Below are 4,733 nucleotides of genomic sequence, written 5' to 3' on the forward strand. Positions count from 1 at the left end.
ATTAATCTCGGTGAAGCCCATCTGCGACAGAATATCGTCACTCAGGTTGGTATGGTTATTAAATGCATTATCCAAAGTGCCTATCCAGACACTCATGTCGCTGTCATCAACAACATAACCGAGGAAAGCACTATCAATGACGACATTCTGATCAAACTCAAACAGAACGTAATCATCCATATCGCCCCGGTTATCAACCGTATGGCTGTTACCACTGCCACTTTCATTGCGGTTAGTAACGCCCATACCACCAGAGAAAGCCCCAAGATATGACGTCGACCAGTCACCAGACTTATCAGAGCGGCTGTGAGCACTCACGTTTACAGATACACCGTTATCAGTGTAGGTACGAATGTTGCCGTAAGTACCTGATCCAGAAGAACTGCCGTTAAAGCTAAACGACACGTCTTTAGTGGTGAATTCCACTAAACCTGCATCAACTGTTAGGTTGGTCTCACCTCCGGCCAATTTGTATTGACCCGTCAAACCATTTGCGTTTGCATCTGAATCAACATCGTCTGCTGTTGCATCTTGTTTTGTGAAGATGTAGCCATTAGGAGCTACAAAGCCAACGCTGTATGTGCCAGGAGCCAGATCAGTGAACAGGTAATTACCATCAACATCTGTGGTAGTCGTGGCAATAACATTACCAACGCTATTCATCAGATTGACTGTAATTCCTGCCGCTCCATTCTCGCCATCATCCTGAATACCATCGCAGTTCTTATCGAACCATACGCGATCTCCCAAAGTGATACCGGGAGCTGACCCATTATAAAAAGCAGCATCCTTATCCATAACACTGATAGTTCCGGTAGCAGCATCTTTCGCTGTTACTTTACCGATATTTCCAATGACACCCTGTCCTGCCTTCTCTGTTGCGGTGTAAAGCCACTCTTCACCAACTTCCAGCAACTTATCACCATCATCTCCACTAACATAGGTAACATCACTAATCCGATCATCCGTCAACACAACATTTTTGAGCGCGCCGCTACCGGTATTAGTCACAACGTAGTTGAATACCACATCGCTACCGAAGGCTGCATCGGGGCCAGGGCCAGTATCGGCATCATCACCCAGTCCATCGTTGCTGCCGGTCGGGTTAGCTTCGCCATCTTCGCCGAGATAGCCCACCAGGGTCGTGTTACCGACCACATCGCCGATGTTGATCGGCTGTGAGCACGACGTGTGGTAAGCCGATGACTGCAGCAAGTCAATGCTGCCCTCGCCGTCAAACGGGCTGTCGTCAAAATAGTGGATATAGGTGCTGGAGCTGAAGCTGCTCGCACCCAGTGCGGTGAAATCTGCACCCTTCGCCACTTCACCCTGGAAGTACACCTTGCCACTGAGGTCGGTCGGGCTCGACTTGTCGCTGACGATGATATAGGAAACACCATCGTCGTCGGTGCCCAGATCCTTGTCAATGTAGGCCTTGCCGGAATCCTGATCGGTGTCGACCGTGGATCCTTCCAGATAACGGAAGGTCATGGCGAGCGCCTTCCCATATGTGTCACACACCAGCGCCTCGTAGGGGACGCCACCACCTTCGACCTTGACGTACTTCTCGACATCAATCGAGGGACCACCGACAACCACGTAATTACCCGGATCGGAATCCGTCACCGTAGGCAAGTTCAGCGAATTGCCTTTTTCGTCAACGGCCGTACCGGTTACCTTGCCGATATTGGTGACTTGCCCGGACACAGCGGTTTCAGAACCGGTAAACAACCATTCCTCACCGACATCCAGCAGATTATCACCGTCATCGTCACCACCGACAAGGGTCAGACCCGAGATGCGATCATCCGAGAGTTCAATCTGACCCAAGGCCGTGCTGCCGGTATTGGTCACCACGTAGGTGAACTCCACCGTACTGCCAAACGCGGCCTCCGGCCCCGGACCCTCATCAGCATCCTCGCCGTACTCGTTGACCGGTTCAGCAGCTCCATCCTCGCCGACATAACCTACCAACTTCGCGTAACCGGTCTCGTCGCCGAGGTTGATCGGCTTCGAGCACGAGGTGTGATAGGTCAGCGACTGCAGCAGACCACCACTGTTTTCGGTCGTGAAGTCGGCCTCGTCGTCAAAATAGTGGATGTAGGTTGACGAAGCAAAGCGGTCAGCCCCTGCCAACGCCGCCGTTGCAGTGAAGTCCGCACCTTTGGCAACCAAGCCTTCGAAGTAAATCTTGCCGCCACCATCGAACGCCTTGTCACTGTCGGTGACCCGCACCCATGCCAGGTCGTCATTGTCCAGCGTCGTGCCGGTAAGGATCTTAGCCTTGCCTTCCTGGGTGTTGCTGATCGACTCATTGTCGTCATCCACCTCGTAGACAAAGGTCATCTCCACTGGCTTGCCGTAGGTCTCGCAGACCATCGGCACGAATGGCGTGTACCCCTCAACCTTGACGTACTTCTCTAGGTCGATCGAGGGCGGGGTGTCAAAACCCACGTAATTTGCGGCGTCCTGATCGTTGACCCCGAACTGCGTACCAACAACATTCGCGGTCACTTTGCCTATGTTGGTATTGATGCCTCCAAGAACCGCTTCGGAAGCTGTATAGATCCAGGTTTCCCCAACCTCCAGCAGATTGTCGCCGTCGCCTTTGTTTATCAGGGTCAGTTCGCTGAGACGGTCATCAGTGACAAGCACGTTTTCCAGATCGGATGTGCCTGTGTTTTTAACCTTATAGGTAAACACGGCCGTATCGGTCCCGATGGTACCAATTGGTCCTTCGGCAATCGTATCGGCATCCAGGTCCGGACCGATCACCGGTGGAGACGAGGGGGCCGTGCCCGACTCACCTGAGTAGCCAACCAGGGTCACGTTACCCACCTGATCACCCAAGTAGATCGGCTGTGAGCACGAGGTGTGGTAGGTCAGCGACTGCAGAAGATCGTCATCACCGACCACGTTATCGAATGGATTGTCGTCGAAGAAGTGTACAAAGGTATTCGAACCGAACCGATCAGCACCGGCATCGGCTGCGGTCGCTGTGAACTCCTCGCCCTCTACCACATAGCCAGAAAAGTAGACCTTGCCGCCCAAATCCGTTGGGTCTGACTTATCGGTGACAATCACGTACGACTTACCGTCGCCGTCAAAGGTGGTCCCCGTCAGGATTTTGGCCTTGCTACTATCCTGAGACGTGCTGACATTGGTGCTTTCTTCGTAGTCAAAGGTCAGTGCCGTGGCTTTGCCAAACTCGTCACAGACTGCACCCTCGAAAAAGTCTCCGGGCGTTTCAATACGAACAAATTTTTCGATGTCGATGGTGCCAGTGGGGACTAAGCCTGCATCCCAGCTGAGGTCGTTCTCTCCGGCGGTAAGCGTCGTAAACTCAGAGACACCATTACTGGCCACATCTGAATCCCGATCATCATCCATTCCCTGATTCTGACTAGTAAAGACCGTACCATCTGGGGCAACAACTTGAATGGCATATTCGCCAGGCTCCAACGCAACAAACAAATAGTTCCCATAATCATCAGTTATTGTTGTAGCTGAGACGTTACCGTCGCTATCTAACAGGTTGACTGTGACGCCGGCAACCCCAGCTTCGTCATTATCCTGAATTCCATCACTATCAAGATCTAACCAAACCCGATCACCCAGACTGCTCGTCAGGAAGCTAGTGTTATAGTGCGCAAGATCCGAATCCGACAAGATACGACCTGTTGCATCAGCACCTGTAACGGTACCTGTGTTTACGAAAGTTCCACCCGCCACAACCGTTTCGCTAGCGGTGTATGTCCAGGTTTCGCCAACATCCAGTAAATTATCGTTATTAGTATCACCACCAACCAATGTCACATTAGCAAGACGATCATCCGTCACCTGCACATCACTAAGTGCCACATCACCTGTATTCGTCACCACATAGGTAAAGATAGCCTCGCCATCAATGGGAATGTAAGGGCCGTCAGGCGTGTCTGCATCGTAGTCAATAGTCTCTACGATTGTTCCTTCGCTTGTGCCCTCGTTGAGATCAGCCCCCAGTTCATTTTTGGCAGCAAACAAGTCCTTAGTTATTTCATAAACCCCACTGCTAATAGCAGCTTGCGTCATAGAGATAACTTCAGCTTGTGAGTATTCATAAGCGACAAATGGGTTTGATGCATTCAGTAATGCTGCCGTTGAATGACGCATCAGCGCATCTAAATCACCACCTCCGGAGTTCAAGGCATCTAGCAAAGAAGGTGTGCCCGGAACCTCAACAGAAAATATCGATTCATAGCTATCAGTAGGATCAAAACCACTTTCAGGCCAACCGGCCAATGGAGCAGGACCAAATTCTGAATGCGTTTTCCAGAAACCAGGTGTTAAACCTTCATCCGTTCCGCTTTCTCCTTCATAGCGTCCCCGGACATACTTCTCGATGTCGATACCAGCATTTTGTAATACAAGACCCGCATCGACCCGTTCCTCGGTCTCGCCCGACTCCAGCACCACACAGCTGGTGATACCCGCCGCATTCGCATCCGAGTCATCGCCCGCCGCATCCGCCTCCGTTGCCAGCTGCTGCGTGATCACGTAGCCACTTGGCGCCGTGAACTGCACGTAGTACTCGCCCGGGGCCAGGTTCGTGAAATTGTAAATCCCGTCCCCACCGGTCGTGATCGATGCCACCGGATTGCCATTGATGTCATTGGCCGCCGTGCCATCACAGTTGAACAGGCTGACCTTCGCTCCCGCGACACCACCTTCGCCAGTGTCCTGAATACCGTTGG

Annotated in this window: 1 protein-coding gene; it reads right to left on the reverse strand. The window is 52.1% G+C overall.

What is annotated here, in order from left to right; all coding sequences use genetic code 11:
* Positions 1-4,733: DUF7467 domain-containing protein (locus BM099_RS20190; protein ID WP_177201245.1), on the reverse strand; the 4,733-nt coding region annotated here is incomplete at both ends.

Source organism: Neptunomonas qingdaonensis, assembly GCF_900113275.1.
Taxonomy (GTDB): domain Bacteria; phylum Pseudomonadota; class Gammaproteobacteria; order Pseudomonadales; family Balneatricaceae; genus Neptunomonas; species Neptunomonas qingdaonensis.